The organism is Falsiroseomonas oleicola (genome assembly GCF_019029495.1).
Taxonomy (GTDB): domain Bacteria; phylum Pseudomonadota; class Alphaproteobacteria; order Acetobacterales; family Acetobacteraceae; genus Falsiroseomonas; species Falsiroseomonas oleicola.
This window is the reverse complement of record NZ_JAERQM010000003.1, coordinates 352,922-366,998: the sequence shown is the minus strand read 5'-3', so window position 1 is coordinate 366,998 and position 14,077 is coordinate 352,922. Positions and strand designations below refer to the sequence as shown.

The following is a 14,077-nucleotide window of genomic DNA, read 5'->3' as shown; positions in this document are numbered from 1 at the left end:
GGCACCCGCCAAGGCCGCCGCGAAGCCGAAGGCCGCTCCCAAGACCGCCGCAAAGGCCAAGGCGCCCGCCAAGGCCGCCGCGAAGCCGAAGGCCGCTGCCAAGGCACCCGCCAAAGCCACCGAGACGCCGAAGGCGGTCCGCAAAGCCGTTGCGCCCGAAGCTGCCGCGCCGAAGCCGCGTGCGACCCGCAAGCCCAAGGCCGTGATCGCCGCCGAAATCCCGGTCGACGAAGCGCCGGCGCCGAAGCCCCGCGCGCCCCGCAAGCCCAAGGCCCGCGCCGCGGAGGCGATCGTCGAGATCCCGCCGATCGAAACCCACGCGCCCAAGCCCCGGGCCACGCGCAAGGCCAAGGCCGCCACGGCGGAGACGCCCATCGAGGCCCCCGCCGAGGCACCACCCGCCGAGGCCGCGCCCGAAGCCGAGGCCCCCGCCACCCGCAAGCGCGCCGCGCGCAAGCCGAAGGCAGCCCCAGCCGCCGAGGAAACGGCCGCCGACCCCGCCGGCCCGCGCCCCAGCCGCGACCAGCAGGCGCGCCAGAAGGTGGAGCCCGCGCTGCTCGACCGCCTGGTCGCCGCCGCGCAGGAAAGCCTGGATGCCGACAAGGCCGAGAACATCCTCGTTCTCGATGTGACCGGTCGCGCCGACTATGCCGACCGGCTGGTGATCGCCAGCGCCCTGTCGGATCGCCAGATGCAGGCAATGGCCGTGCATCTCGTGGACGCCTTCGAGAAGGAGGGCCTCAAGCTGCGCCGCGATTCCACCCAGGCCTCCCCGGACTGGGTACTGATCGATGCCGGCGACCTCGTCGTGCATCTGTTCAAGCCGGAGGCTCGCGCCATGTACGGCCTGGAACGGATGTGGGGCCCCGACAGCCCCGCCGCGACCGAGGCAGAGGAAGACCGCACGCCGCTGCCCGATGACGGCAGCGTGCCGGAACCGGGCATCGAGGACGACGACGACGACGACACTTTCGAATAAGTCGCCGCGGCTGATCGCCATCGGCCGGATGAAGGCGGGGCCGGAACGCGCGCTGTTCGAACAGTACGCGGCCCGGCTTCGCCCCGGCCTGGCGGTGACCGAGCTGGCCGAGGGGCAGGGCGCCAACCCCGCCGAGATCCGCCGTCGCGAAGGCGCCGCCCTGCTCGCCGCCCTGCCGGAGGCGGCGCAGGTCGTGGCGCTCGACCTCGGCGGCAAGGCGCCGACGACCGAAGCGCTCGCCGCGATGGCCGTGAAGTGGGAGGAGGCGGCGCGGCCGCTGTGCTTCGTGATCGGGGGCACGGAGGGGCTGGACCCCGCGGTGCTGGCCCGTGCCGACCACCTGCTGTCGCTCGGCCCGCTGACCTGGCCGCATTTCCTGGTGCGCGGGCTGCTGGCGGAGCAGTTGTTCCGTGTGCAGGCGATCCGCACCAACCATCCCTATCACCGGGCCTGGCGTCCGGGCTGACGGCGTCGCGTTACGATTGGTTGCGCGACGGCGGCGTATCGAGGTGTTGGCGATACATTGTGGGCGCAGGGTTCGGTCGTTCGCCACCCACACCTGGGAAGCCCGACCGATGAGCCAAGCCGCCGCCCGCTCCTCAACCCCCTCCGCCTACCGCCTGGTGGTGCGTGACATCGTCACCCCCGTCACCATCGTCACCTTCGTCGTCTCGACGGTGACGGGCGTGATGCTGCTGCTGCACTGGAATGCCGGCCTGGTGCGCTTCTCCCATGAATGGCTCAGCCTGGGCTTTTCCGCCGTGGCGATCTGGCACCTGGTGAAGAACTGGCGGGCCTTCACGGGCTATCTGCGGCGGAACCTGCCGCTCGCCGCCTTCGGCGTCGCCACCGCCGCCTCGCTGCTCATCACCGGAATGACCGGCACCTCCTCCCAGGCCAGCCCAGGGCAGGTGTTCGGCGCGCTCTCCCGCGCCTCGCTGGAAGCCGCGGCGCCGGCCTTCGGGGTCACGCCGGAGGTCGCCATCGCCAGGCTGGCCGCCGCCGGCATCCAGGCTGCGGCGCCGGACACGCTGGCCGCCATTGGCAACCGCGCCGGGCGCAGCGGGGCGGATATCGCGACGCTGCTGGCACAGGTCGGCCAGAACCCGTAGCCGCTGCCATCGGCGCATGGTTGCGCCCGACCCGCCCCGCGGGGCAGGCTGCCCGCCGCCAGCCCGCCGGAGCAAGCCATGATCCTTCTTCTCCTCGCCGCCGCCCTCTGGGTTTTCGTCCATGTCGGCATATCGGGCACCGCGCTGCGTGGCAGGGCTGTCGCGGCGCTGGGGGAGAAGGGCTTCATGATCGGCTTCTCCTTGGCCTCGGTCGTGTCCATCTTCCTGCTGGTCATCGCCTGGCAGAATGCGCCCACGACGCCCCTGTGGTTCGCGGGGCGGGAGCTGCGCTGGATTCTGGCGGCGCTGATGCTGCCGACCCTGGTGCTGTTCATGACCAGCCACAAGCGCAACCCGACCGCCGTGGGCGGCAAGGGGCTGGGGGAGGAGCCGCGCGGCATCCAGCGCGTCACCCGCCACCCGATGCTGTGGTCCTTCGCGCTCTGGGCGGCCATCCACATGCTGGGCAATGGCGACACCGCCAGCCTGGTCTTCTTCGGCGCCTTCCTGGTCACGGCGCTGGCGGGCATGCCGTCCATCGACGCCAAGCTGGCGGCGCGGCACCCGGAGGCCTGGCCCAGCTTCACCGCGCGCACCAGCATCATCCCCTTCGCCGCCATCGCCGCCGGCCGGAACCGGCTGGCGCTGCGCGAGATCGGGCTGATGCCGCCGCTGGTAGGCCTGCTGCTCTGGGCCGCGCTGCTGCATTTCCACCGCCACATCTTTGGCGTGCCGGCGATCCTGATGTAGCCGCGGACCCCCTTGAACGCGGCGCGCCAAAGGGCCATTCCCTGCGCCGCCTCCAGGGACAATCGAATCGATGCAGGAAGTCATGACCTCGGCCGATGCCGGGGATTCGCTGCGGGCGCGCGCCGCGCGGCTGATCCTGACCGCCCGTTTCCAGAAGGTGGTGATCGGCCTCATCATCCTGAATGCCATCGCGCTGGGCCTCGAAACCTCGGCCAGCATCACCGCGCAATGGGGCTGGCTGCTGCATGCGCTGGACACCACGCTGCTGGTGGTTTTCTCGGCGGAAGTCGCGCTGCGCATCTATGCCTTCCGCGGCCGCTTCTTCCGCGACCCCTGGGGGCTGTTCGACCTGGTGGTGGTCGCCATCGCCTGGGTCCCGGCCTCCGGCCCGCTATCCGTGCTCCGCGCATTGCGGGTGCTGCGCGTGCTGCGGCTGATCAGCGCCGTGCCGTCGATGCGGCTGGTGGTGGAGGCGATGCTGGCGGCGCTGCCCGGCATGGGCAGCATCGTGCTGCTGATGGGGCTGTTGTTCTACGTCTTCGCCGTGATGGCGACGAAGCTCTATGGCGCGATCCTGCCGGAGCGTTTCGGCACGCTGGGCAGCGCGCTGTATACGCTGTTCCAGATGATGACACTGGAATCCTGGTCCGAGGCCAATGTCCGGCCGATCCTGGAAGTCCAGCCGCTGGCCTGGATGTTCTTCGTGCCCTTCATCCTGATCGCCACCTTCGTGGTGCTGAACCTGTTCATCGGCGTGATCGTGGACAGCATCCAGACCCTGCGCGCCCAGCGGGAAAGCGCCGATGTCGCCGCCACCCAGGCGGCGGCCGATGCGGTGCGCAGCGAGGCGCATGCGGACAGCCAGGTGCTGCTGGCGGAAATCCGCGCCTTGCGCGCGGAGATGGCGGAGCTGCGCGCCACCCGGCGTTGACCCGGAAGCTTGGCCGGCGTTAGGCAATCCCTCCCCCAGCGCCGGATGCCCCGCCCATGAACCCTCCCGCCCACCGTCCCGTCATGCTGGCGATCCTCGATGGCTGGGGGTGGCGGGAGGAGGTGGCGGATAATGCGGTGCGCCAGGCCCGGACCCCGGTCTTCGACGCGCTCTGGGCCGCCGGGCCGCGCAACTTCCTGCACACCTGCGGCCCTGATGTCGGCCTGCCGGCGGGGCAGATGGGCAATTCGGAGGTCGGGCACCTCAATATCGGCGCCGGCCGCGTGGTGATGCAGGATCTGGTGCGGATCGATGCCGCCTGCGCCGATGGCTCCATCGGGCGCCTGCCCGCCTTCGCCGAGTTGGTCGCCCGCCTTCGGGCCAGCGGGGGTGCGCTGCACCTGATGGGGCTGCTGTCCGAAGGCGGGGTGCACGCCCACCAGGGCCATGCCCTGGTCCTGGCCCGCGCCGCCACCGCGGCCGGGCTGAAGGTCTGGGTGCATGGCTGGACCGATGGCCGCGACACCGCCCCCGATTCCGCTGCCCGCTTCGTCGCGGCCTTCGAGGCAGAACTGCCCGAGGGCGCACGCATCGCCACCCTCTGCGGCCGCTACTTCGCCATGGACCGCGACAATCGCTGGGACCGTGTGCAGCAGGCGCATGACGTGATGGTGCTGGGCAGGGGCACGCGCTTCCCGACGGCCGCCGCCGCCATTGCCGCCGCGCATGCCGCCGGCAAGACCGACGAATTCCTGCCCGCCGCCGCGATCGGCGACTATGGCTGCATGAATCACGGCGACGGCATGCTCTGCTTCAACTACCGCGCCGACCGGGTGCGGGAGATCATGGCCTCCCTGCTCGACCCGGCTTTTTCCGGTTTTGCCGCCGACCCGACGATCCGCTTCGCCGCGGCGGCTGGGATGACCGGATACAGCGCGGCCCTGGCGCCTTTCATGATGGCGCTGTTCCCGCCGCAATCCATGGCGAAGATCCTGGCCGAGGTGGTCGCCGATGCCGGACTGAAGCAGTTGCACATGGCGGAGACGGAAAAGTACCCGCACGTCACCTATTTCCTGAATGGCGGGGAGGAGAAGGCCTATGCCGGGGAGGACCGGATCATGGTCGCCTCCCCCAAGGTCGCGACCTATGACCTCCAGCCCGAGATGTCCGCGCCCGAGCTGACGGACAAATGCGTCGCGGCGATCAATTCGAAAAAATACGACCTGATCGTGCTGAACTTCGCCAATGCCGACATGGTCGGCCATACCGGCAGCCTGGCCGCCGCGACCCGCGCTTGCGAGGCCGTGGATGCCGGCCTCGGCCGCATCGCGGAGGCGATCCGCGGCGCCGGCGGCCAGCTTCTGGTCACCGCCGACCATGGCAATGCGGAGCTGATGCGCGACCCGGTGACGGGCGGCCCCCACACCGCACATACCACCAACCCGGTGCCGGTGCTGCTGATGAACGCGCCCCCCGGCGTGACGCTGGCCGAGGGCCGCCTGGCCGATATCGCGCCGACGCTGCTGGCCCTGCTGGGCCTGCCGCAGCCGGCGGAGATGACGGGGGTCTCGCTGCTACGCGACGCGTGATCCACGCCGCAGCCAGCATCACATTCCCGCATGCTGCGATGCGGCAATTGTATTTTGCCGCGTGAGGGCACGCTCCTAGCCTTCGTGGTGTCACAAACGCCGCGAAGGAGCCCGCCTTGCCCGATATCATGGGGGAATATGTCGACCGCCTGGTGACGGTCGAGATGCGCAACCGCGGCATGAACCACGGGATCGTGCGCCAGATCTACGATGAGGCGCGGCAGGAAGGCGGCGGCCGGCCGATCACCGCCCGCGCGGCGGAGGCGCTGTTCGAGAAGGTCGGCCCCGGCGATGTGGTGTTCTTCGTCACCGGCGCCGGCTACGCGCCCTTCGCGCCGAATGGCGAAAGCGATGGCCCGCCCGGCTGCGCCGCCCTGGCCCGCGCGCTGTACTGGGGCCTGAAGGCCGTCCCGGTCTATATCACCGAGGAATGCCACGCCCCGCCCATGGTCGCCTCCTCCAAGGGCGCCTGCATCATGATCCGCGATTTCGAACTGGCGCAGGGCCGCCGCATGGGCGCCAGCCACCTGATCGCACCGACCGACAAGCACCAGACCCAGTCCTGGGCGCAGCAGATCGTCGCCCAGTACAGGCCGAAGGCCGTCATTTCCATCGAGCGTCTCGGCCCGAACGAGGATGGCATCGTGCACGGCTCCACCGGCGTGCCGAAGGATGGCGTCGATCTGGCCCATGTGGTGCTGGAGGCGACCCGCCAGGGCGTGCTGACGATCGGCGTCGGCGACAACGGCAATGAGATCGGCTTCGGCCGCATCTTCGACTTCATGAAGGACTTCCACCCCTATGGGCGGGAGACGCAGTACCCCGGCGGCAAGGGCGTCATCACCACGGTGAAGACCGATGTCTTCCTGCCGGCCTCGATCTCCAACTGGGGCGCCTATGGCATCGCCGCCATGCTCGCCTTCCTGTGCAAGCAGCTCGACGTCTTCCACACGTCGGAGATGGAGCGCGACATCCTGAAGAACTGCCTCGACGCCGGCGGCTGGGAGATGCGCTACTGCTCCAATCGCTTCATCGTCGATGGCGCCGCGGGCGAAGCCTCGATGGCGGTGGTGCAGTTGCTCCGTGAAATGCTGAAGCTGAACATCGCGGCGCCGGATCGCGGGCTGTCGCATGGCAAGATGAAAGGGGCCGCGTGATGATCCAGGCGACACGCCGCAACCTGCTGCGGGGCGGCCTCGCCGCCGCGCTGCCGCTGCCCGCCCTGGCGCAGGCGGAGCCCTGGCCGTCGCGGCCGGTGCGGATCGTCGTGCCCTATGCGCCGGGTGGCCAGGGCGACATCACCGGGCGGCTGCTGGCGGATCAACTGACGCAGCGCCTCGGCAAATCCTTCTTCGTCGAGAACCGGGCCGGCGCCAATGGCGTGATCGGCACCGACATCGTCGCCAAGGCACGGCCGGATGGGCTGACCATCGGCGTGGTCGTCGCCTCCCACGTACTGCAGCGCGCATTGATGCCGAACCTGCCCTATGACCCGGTGGCGGATTTCGTGCCGGTGACCATGCCGGCGCGCACGCAGATGGTGATGGTCTGCACGCCCGGCCTGCCGGTGCGCAGCGTCGCCGAGTTCGTCGCCCATGCGAAGGCACGGCCCGGCCAGCTCGCCTACAAATCGGCTGGCGCCGGCAGCAATTCGCATCTGTTCGGCGCCTGGTTCTGCGAGGCGACGGGCATCGAGATGACGCATGTGCCCTATCGCGGCAGCGGCGATTCGATGAACCACCTGGTGAGCGGACTGGTGCATCTGGGCTTCGACACGCTGCCCGCCGTGCAGGACCTTATCGTCAATGGCCAGTTGCGCCTGCTGGCCGCCGGCGGGCCGGACCGCTCGCCGCAATTCCCCGATGTGCCGACCGTGGCGGAGGCCGGCGTGGCGGGCTTCGCGGCGAATTCCTGGTCCATGGTGCTGGCGCCGAAGGACACGCCGGCCGCGATCATCGACCGCATGAATGCGGAGATGGTGGCGGTGCTGCGCCTGCCCGCCCTGGTGGAGCGCTTCACCCGCATGGGTGCGGTCCCGATGGCCAATAGCCCGGCCGAGGCGCTGGCCCTGCTGCGCGCGGAAGAAGCACAATATGCCGCGCTGATCGCCAGGCTCGGCATCGTTCTGGGCTGAATTCACCGCCGCGATGTGACCTACTGGGCTGGCATGGTCCTGGCATCTGCCGACATCACATGGCCCGCCCGCTGAATTCGCGCCAGATCGAAGCCTTCCGCGCCGTCATCCTCACCGGGGGGATGACGGCGGGCGGGCGGCTGCTGTCGATTTCGCAGCCCGCGGTCAGCCGGCTGATCCAGGATCTGGAAATCGACCTCGGCCTGGTGCTGTTCAACCGCCAGGGCGCGCATATCACGCCGACGCCGCAGGGCCTGGCGCTGTTCCGCGAGGTCGAGCGGCATTTCATCGGCACCGAGCGCATCCGCGACGCAGCCGCCGCGATCCGCCAGCACCAGGCCGGGCATCTGCGCGTCGCGGCGATACTGTCGCTGTCCCTGAACTGCATCCCGCGCGTGGCGAAACGCTTCCTGGCCGCGGTGCCCGGCGCCACGCTGTCGCTGCATTCGGCGCCGGCGCTGGAAATCGTCGAGCTGATGCGCGGCGGCGGCTACGATCTCGGCCTGGCGCCGGTCGCCGGGGCGCGCGGCGATGTGCGACACGAGGCCTTTCCGGACTCGGAGGTGGTCTGCCTGCTGCCCACCGGCCACGCTCTGGCCGCGCGGCCCAGCATCGGCCCGGGTGACCTGGATGGCCAGGATCTGATCGCGCTCGGCTCCAGCAGCCTGATGCGGCTGCAGCTGGAGGTCATGCTGAAGGCCGCGGGCGTGCGTCCGCGCATCGTGCTGGACAGCCTGTATTCGGCGACCGTGGCGAACTGCGTGGCGCAGAGGCTGGGCCTGGCGGTAACCGACCCATTGGCCGCGCTGGCGGCGGATGCGGCGCGGGTGGTGGTGAAGCCATTCCGGCCCGGCATTCCCTATCGCATCTCCGCCATCTTCCCGCCCGATGATCCGCCCTCCACCCTGGCGCTGCGCTTCGCCGAGGTTTTTGGCGAGGTCTTTGCCGGCGATGTGCGGGCAGCGGCGGAACGGGCCGGAATGGAGGACCACAGGATCGGTTGATTCAACCCTCCCCCAACCGCCGCCGCAGCGCATAGACCTGGTCGAGCAGGGACAGCACCAGCGGCAGCGCCTCCTCATTCACCGCCAGCGTGTCGCGCAGGTCGAGGATCAGGCGCACGCGCTCCACGTCGATTTCCTGGAACAGCAGCGTCTCGCCCTCCGCATCCGCCCGGACATGGCCGGCCTGCACCCAGCCGCGCAGATCCTCGGGGTCGAGCGTCGTGAAGCGGGCGCAGAGCACCTCGATGGTCATCATGGCGCGTCCTCCGCCAGTCCCGCGCGCGGGTCGAAGGGGTGTTCGGGCTGCCAGTCGCGCAGGAAGGCCTCCAGCGCCGCGTCCGGCTTGCCGATGACAACCCGCAGGGTCAGCAGCAGGTCGCCGGCCGGGCGAGAGCCCTCCGCCGCCACGCCCTTGCCGCGCAGCCGCACCACGCGCCCGCTGTCGCTGGCTGGCGGCAAAGTGACGCGCAGCGGGCCGGCGGGGGCGGGCACCGTCACGGGGCCGCCCAGCACCGCCTCCCGCAACGTCACCGGCAGGTCCATGTGCAGGTCGAAGCCCTCGCGCCGGAACAGGGGGTGGTCGGCCACCTCCAGCTCGATCACCGCATGGCCGGCCGGCCCGCCATTGCGGCCCGGCGCGCCCTGGCCGCGCAGCCGCAACGACTGGCCGCTGACCACGCCGGGGGGAATCCGCACACTGAGCTGCTTGCCATCCGGCAGCGCCAATTGCTCGGTCGCGCCCAGCACGGCCGACAGGAAGGGCACCTTCAAGTGATAGGCCATGTCCCGCCCCGGTCGCGGCGCCGATTCGGCCGCCCGTTGCGCCGCCAGGATATCGGCAAAAATATCGGAAAAGCCGTCCTGCTCGGAAAAGGGATCGTAGCGGCTGCCCTGGGGCGCCTCCGCATGGCGCCGCCAGCCGCCGGCCGGGCGGGGCGGCGGCATTTCCTGCCCCTCCGCATCGATCTCGCCACGATCGAAGCGCGCCCGGCGCTCGGGGTCGGACAGAATGTCGTTGGCGGCGGAGGCCGCCTTGAAGCGCGCCTCGGCCTCCGGCTTGCCGGGGTTGAGGTCCGGGTGGTTCTGCCGCGCAAGCTTCCGGTAGGCCTTCTTGATCGCCTCCGGCGTCGCGTCGCGGGCGAGCCCCAGGACCTTGTAGGGATCTTCGGCCATGCGGCGTCTCCTCGGCCCCATTCCTGGTGCCATGAAGCACAGCTTGTCCCCACGCGCGGCCGGGGTCTATGCAGCACCGGGATGCAGGGCTTGACGATTTCGCGTGACAGGGATGCGGCGGCCCCCCGCGGGCGCCGGCAGCATGGCGCGGAGCGCCTGGCGATGCTGCTGGCTGCCTGCTTGGCGCTGCCCCCGCCAGTCCTTGCACAGCCCACCCAGCGCGACCTGCGTGCCGCCGAACAGACCGCCGCCCAGCGCCGCGAGGCCGCCGAGGAAGCCGCCACCCGCGCCCGCGCCCTGGCGGAGGAGGAGGTGGCGCTCGCCGCCCGCCGCGTGGAGCTCGCCGCCATGGCCCAGGCGGCGGAGGCGGAGGTGGCGGCCGTGACCGAGCGGCTGGAGGCCGCCCGTGCCGAAGGCGCCACGGCCGCGCGGGAGATCGCCGAGCGCGCCACCGCCATGCGCCCGCTGCTGCCGGTGATGCTGCGCCTGTCGCTCTACCCCGCCGAGACGGTGCTGGCCGTGCCCGGGGAGCCCGCGGATGCCCTGCGCGGCGCCCTGGTTCTGCGCGGCATGATCCGCCGGCTGGAGGATGAGGCCCTGGCGCTGCGTGAGGCCCAGACCAGGGCGCAGGAGGCCGAATGGCTGGCGCGGCGGGAGGCGCTGGCGCTGGAAGCCGCCGAGGGCGCGGCGCGGGAGGCGGTGGCAGGGCTGGAGGCGGAGCTCGCCGTGGCCCGCACCCGCCGTGGCGAGGCCGAGGCGGCGGAGGAACGCGCCGCCACCCAGGCCGCCGCCGCCGCGGCGCGGGCCAGTGACCTCGCGGTCGTGCTCGACCGCCTGCGCCGCGAAAGACTGCGGCGGGAGGCCGAGGCCCGCGCCGATGCGGCCGCCCGCGCCGCCGAACAGGCCCGCCAGGCGGCGGAGGCGGCGCGGGAGGCGGCGCTCGCCCGGCGCGATCCGTCCGCCCCCAGGCCGGCCGCCACGCCGCAGCGCCAGGCTTCCGTGCCCGTGCCCTCCGGCGGTCGTGCCTTGCCGGTGGCCGGGCGGATCACCACAAGTTGGGGGGAGGCCGCGCCGGGGGGGCCGCATCGCGGCCTGACCTATGCGGCGGCGAACGGGGCGCGCGTGGTGTCCCCCTGCAATGGCCGGGCGGTCTATGCCGCGCCCTTCCGCTCCTACGGGCTGTTGTTGATTGTGGATTGCGGAGGGGGATACCATTTCGTGCTGGCCGGGATGGATCGGCTTGACGCCGCGGCCGGTCAGCGCTTGTTGGCCGGGGAACCCATCGGTGTCCTCGGCGGCTCTGGTGCTTCCGGCGGTTCCCTCTATGTGGAACTCCGGCGGAATGGGCAGCCGGTGGATCCGCGCCCATGGTTTGCGGCGCGAGGGTAACCTTCGGGTCATGTCCTGAAGGCATGTTGGTCAGGTCGGCGGCCGTGGGGCCGCGACCCAAGGATCGGGTGGTCGCATGAGCGACGTGTCGGGGCACGAGGATGGTCGTCGGAACGGCAGGATGCCGAGTCTGGGTCCCGTAAGGGAGCCCCAGGCGCAATCCTCGCGACGGCGCAGGCTGGGGCTGGTGGGGGCGGTGACCGCCGCCTTCGTCGCCGGGGCCGTGGTCGGGCCGATGGTGGCCGTGCCGGGCATCCAGGCCTGGGCACAGGAAAGCGGGCGGGCGGAGACCTATCGCCTGCTGAACCTGTTCGGCGATGTGTTCGAGCGGGTCCGCGCCGAATATGTCGAGCCGGTCACCGACCGCGACGTGATCGAGAATGCCATCAACGGCATGCTCCAGGGCCTCGACCCGCATTCCTCCTACATGAATCCGCGCAGCTTCCGGGACATGCAGGTGACCACCCGTGGTGAATTCGGCGGGCTGGGCATCGAGGTGACCCAGGAAGGCGGCTTCGTGAAGGTCATCAGCCCGATCGACGACACGCCAGCCTCCCGCGCCGGGGTCAAGCCGGGCGACCTGATTACCCATCTGAACGGCCAGACCACCCAGGGCCTGTCGCTTCAGGACGCGGTGGAGCAGATGCGCGGCGAGCGCGGCAGCTCCATCCGCCTGACCATCCGGCGCGAGGGTGAGGCCCGGCCGGTGGAAATCTCCCTGACCCGGGACGTGATCCGCCCGCAGGTGGCGCGCTTCCGGCTGGAGGGCAACGACGTCGCCTATATCCGCCTGTCCTCCTTCAACGAGCAGACGGAAGGCGCGCTGCGCCGCGCCATGACCACCATGCGCGGCCAGGCGGGCAATACCCTGCGCGGCCTTGTGCTGGATCTGCGCAACAATCCCGGCGGGCTGCTGGACCAGGCGGTGCAGGTGACCGACGACTTCCTCGACCAGGGCGAGATCGTCTCCACCCGCGCCCGCCGGCCGGAGGATGCGCAGCGCTGGAATGCGCGGCCGGGCGACATCGCCCAGGGGCTGCCGATCGTCGTGCTGGTGAATTCCGGATCGGCGAGCGCGAGCGAGATCGTGGCCGGCGCCCTGCAGGACCATCGCCGCGCCATCGTCATGGGCGTGAAGTCCTTCGGCAAGGGCAGCGTGCAGACCGTGATGCCCATCCCGGGCAATGGCGCCATCCGCCTGACCACGGCCCGCTACTACACCCCCTCCGGCCGTTCCATCCAGGCGACCGGGATCGAGCCGGATATTGAGGTCCTGGCCGCGCGCCCCGACCCGAACGGGTCGCGGGAGCGGGACCGGGAGGCGGATCTGCGCCGGGCGCTGCGCAACAATGACGGGGAGCGCACGACGGAGACCACGCCACCGGCGCCGCCGCTGCCGCCGCTGAACCTGCCGGCCGGCGTGCTGGACCGCGTGGTGCGGGCGCCGGCCGAGGGCGCGCCCACCTTCGACCCGACCAAGCCGGAAACCGACCACCAGCTGCAGCAGGCGCTCCAGCTTCTGCGCAACATCGCCGCCGCCCCCGCGCCGCAGCGTCGCGTCCAGCGATGAGCCTGCCGCGCGGGCAGGGCAGGGGCAGGGGCACGACGCGCCAGGCCGCGTCGGGCGGCTGTTGAGCCGGGTTCTCTCTCGCCGGGCACTGGGTCTGTTCTGGGCGGGTCTGGTGCTGGCGATGGGCGCTGGCGCCGGCGCGCTGCATTGGCTGGGTCCGCCCGAGCCGGTGCCGGAGATGGTGGCGCAGGCGGAGCCGGAACCGCCGGCCGCACCGCCACCCGCCGTGCCCGATCCAGTGCCGCCCTCCTCGCCAGCGGCGATGCCGGACCCTGCGGCTGCTCCCGCCGTGACCGCCCTCGCCCCGCAGCCGCCCGCCGCGCAACCGGCCGCGCCGGCGCCTGTGCCGGCAGCGCCCGCGGTGGCGGCTCCGGCGAGTGGGGGCGCCGCCAGCCCGATCGCGCCGCCCCAGGCCGGACCACCCCCGCCGGCCTCGGCGGCCGCCGTCGCCACGCCCCCCGCGCCCGCCCCGGCGCCGCCCGCGCTGCGCGCCGCCCCCTCACCGCCGCCGCTGGCCGCCGGCAGCGCCACGGAATCGCCCGCCCATGCCGAGCCCCGGATCCCGCCGCCGGACCCGGAACTGCTCGAACGCGGCCGCCATGGCCCGCTGCCCAGGCTGGGGCCGGAGAACCGCACCTCCATCCGCACCTATGCCCGCCCCTTCGACCGGGAGGACCGGCGACCGCGCATCGGCCTGATCCTCGGCAATGTCGGCCTGTTCGCCCAGCATTCGGAGGAGGCGATCCGCCGCCTGCCCGGGGCCGTCACCCTCGCCTTCAGCCCCTATGCCCTGCGGCCGGAGCCGCTGCTGGAACGCGCCCGCGCCCGGGGGATGGAAGTGCTGGTGGCCCTGCCGCTGGAACCGGCGGGCTTCGGGCAGGATGCCGATCCCGGTGACCGGGCACTGCTGACCGGGCTTTCGGTGGAAGACAATCTCGATCGGCTGGACTGGGTGCTGTCGCGCATCCAGGGCCAGGTCGGCGCCATCGGCGCGCTCGGCCGGCTGCGCGGCGAACGCTTCGCGGCGAATGCCGAGCTGCTTGGCACCATCCAGGCCGCGCTGACCAATCGCGGACTGCTTTATGTCGACCCCCGCCCCGGCGCACCCAGCCCGGCGCGCGCCTTCGGGCGGACCGTGGACCTGGTGCTCGACGACCCCTCCGAGACCCGCAGCGAGGTCGAGCGACGGCTGCAGGAGCTGGAGGCCCTGGCGAAGCGCCAGGGCTCCGCCCTCGGCCTTCTGGGCAACCCCGCACCGTTCTTCACCGCCGCCATCCTGGCCTGGTCGGCAGGGCTGGAGCAGCGGGGCGCGGTGCTGGCGCCCGTGACCGTCATGCTGCGCCGGCCAGCCGCCACCGCGGAGCCGACCCGCGCCGCGGAATCCCCCGGTGCCGCGGCCAACGGCGTGTCCCGATAGAGCGGGCTGACTTGAGGTGGAATCGCCGA

Annotated in this window: 14 protein-coding genes; 12 read left to right on the top strand and 2 right to left on the bottom strand. The window is 71.7% G+C overall.

Translation table 11 applies throughout. The features are described from left to right. The 9 genes from rsfS to JJQ90_RS12550 all read left to right on the top strand — a co-directional run. Positions 1 to 979: ribosome silencing factor (rsfS, locus tag JJQ90_RS27005; protein ID WP_230410607.1), on the top strand; the 979-nt coding region annotated here is incomplete at its 5' end. A 10-nt stretch (positions 980 to 989) separates the two neighbouring features. Further along, positions 990 to 1,445, top strand: a complete 456-nt coding sequence (locus JJQ90_RS12585; RefSeq protein ID WP_268958640.1) for a 23S rRNA (pseudouridine(1915)-N(3))-methyltransferase RlmH — start codon at positions 990 to 992, stop codon at positions 1,443 to 1,445. Between the two features lie 109 nt (positions 1,446 to 1,554). Then, on the top strand, positions 1,555 to 2,091 hold the full coding sequence (locus JJQ90_RS12580; protein ID WP_216875861.1) for a DUF4405 domain-containing protein: 537 nt from the start codon (positions 1,555 to 1,557) through the stop codon (positions 2,089 to 2,091). Between the two features lie 78 nt (positions 2,092 to 2,169). After that, positions 2,170 to 2,841, top strand: a complete 672-nt coding sequence (locus JJQ90_RS12575; RefSeq protein WP_216875860.1) for an NnrU family protein — start codon at positions 2,170 to 2,172, stop codon at positions 2,839 to 2,841. 70 nt (positions 2,842 to 2,911) lie between these two features. Then, positions 2,912 to 3,772, top strand: coding sequence for an ion transporter (locus tag JJQ90_RS12570; RefSeq protein WP_216875859.1), 861 nt, complete (start codon positions 2,912 to 2,914; stop codon positions 3,770 to 3,772). A gap of 56 nt (positions 3,773 to 3,828) precedes the next feature. Then, positions 3,829 to 5,361 carry a 2,3-bisphosphoglycerate-independent phosphoglycerate mutase gene (gpmI, locus tag JJQ90_RS12565; RefSeq protein ID WP_230410605.1) on the top strand — a complete coding sequence of 511 codons (1,533 nt, stop codon included), beginning with the start codon at positions 3,829 to 3,831 and terminating at the stop codon, positions 5,359 to 5,361. A gap of 116 nt (positions 5,362 to 5,477) precedes the next feature. Further along, on the top strand, positions 5,478 to 6,518 hold the full coding sequence (locus JJQ90_RS12560) for a glutamate cyclase domain-containing protein (RefSeq protein WP_216875857.1): 1,041 nt from the start codon (positions 5,478 to 5,480) through the stop codon (positions 6,516 to 6,518). Continuing rightward, complete coding sequence (locus JJQ90_RS12555; RefSeq protein WP_216875855.1) at positions 6,518 to 7,495, top strand: Bug family tripartite tricarboxylate transporter substrate binding protein; 978 nt, start codon at positions 6,518 to 6,520, stop codon at positions 7,493 to 7,495. The genes JJQ90_RS12560 and JJQ90_RS12555 overlap by 1 nt, the downstream gene beginning before the upstream one ends. Before the next feature lie 59 nt (positions 7,496 to 7,554). Then, positions 7,555 to 8,499 (top strand): LysR substrate-binding domain-containing protein, encoded by a 945-nt coding sequence (locus tag JJQ90_RS12550; protein ID WP_216875853.1) that lies wholly within the window; start codon positions 7,555 to 7,557, stop codon positions 8,497 to 8,499. A gap of 1 nt (position 8,500) precedes the next feature. On the opposite strand, the gene JJQ90_RS12545 is transcribed toward JJQ90_RS12550, so the two are convergent. Then, positions 8,501 to 8,755 carry a chaperone modulator CbpM gene (locus tag JJQ90_RS12545; RefSeq protein WP_216875851.1) on the bottom strand — a complete coding sequence of 85 codons (255 nt, stop codon included), beginning with the start codon at positions 8,753 to 8,755 and terminating at the stop codon, positions 8,501 to 8,503. After that, positions 8,752 to 9,672 (bottom strand): DnaJ C-terminal domain-containing protein, encoded by a 921-nt coding sequence (locus tag JJQ90_RS12540; RefSeq protein WP_216875849.1) that lies wholly within the window; start codon positions 9,670 to 9,672, stop codon positions 8,752 to 8,754. The genes JJQ90_RS12545 and JJQ90_RS12540 overlap by 4 nt, the downstream gene beginning before the upstream one ends. A gap of 90 nt (positions 9,673 to 9,762) precedes the next feature. Between JJQ90_RS12540 and JJQ90_RS27305 the strand changes: the two genes are divergently transcribed. From JJQ90_RS27305 to JJQ90_RS12525, 3 genes are all read left to right on the top strand, one after another. Further along, a complete protein-coding gene (locus JJQ90_RS27305; protein ID WP_216875847.1) occupies positions 9,763 to 11,061 on the top strand; it encodes a murein hydrolase activator EnvC family protein in 1,299 nt (432 codons plus the stop codon). Positions 11,062 to 11,137: 76 nt separating this feature from the next. Next, entirely contained in the window at positions 11,138 to 12,631 is a 1,494-nt protein-coding gene (locus JJQ90_RS12530; RefSeq protein WP_457851887.1) for a S41 family peptidase, read from the top strand. A gap of 61 nt (positions 12,632 to 12,692) precedes the next feature. Continuing rightward, entirely contained in the window at positions 12,693 to 14,048 is a 1,356-nt protein-coding gene (locus JJQ90_RS12525) for a divergent polysaccharide deacetylase family protein (RefSeq protein ID WP_216875846.1), read from the top strand. Positions 14,049 to 14,077: the final 29 nt, after the last annotated feature.